Source organism: Pseudomonas reactans (assembly GCF_013387025.1).
Lineage (GTDB): Bacteria > Pseudomonadota > Gammaproteobacteria > Pseudomonadales > Pseudomonadaceae > Aquipseudomonas > Aquipseudomonas reactans.
Genome location: NZ_JACAQP010000202.1, coordinates 1 through 366 on the forward strand (window position 1 = coordinate 1; position 366 = coordinate 366).

Annotated in this window: 1 protein-coding gene; it reads right to left on the reverse strand. The window is 41.3% G+C overall.

What is annotated here, in order from left to right; translation table 11 throughout:
- On the reverse strand, positions 1–283 hold a 283-nt coding region (locus HX793_RS32355; protein WP_218646233.1), incomplete at its 3' end, for a hypothetical protein.
- Positions 284–366 lie beyond the last annotated feature (83 nt).

Consider the following 366-nt stretch of genomic DNA (forward strand, 5'->3'; position numbering starts at 1 on the left):
ACCTCTCTCCCCTTTTTCTGTACGTTTGGTTTGGGAATCTATACGCCCATGTGATCAGCCTGTCTATTGGTATCATCTGGTTTGGTTCTCCCAGAATATACCCAGACATGCTTTCATTCTTTGGGTTGCTCTTAAAGATCGTCTTAAGACTCATGATAAAATCAAAATTTGGGACACTAATTCCAATCTCATTTGTGCGTTCTGCGGGGACTGTCCGGATTCCCTTTCCCATCTCTTCTTTGAATGTTCTTTCACTTCTTTGGTTTGGCATGACCTCCATCATGTCATGAATCTCTCCTTCTCCACTGATAGCTGGTCTGATATCATTAGTCAACTAAACCCAATTAATAAGAACAAGACCATTTG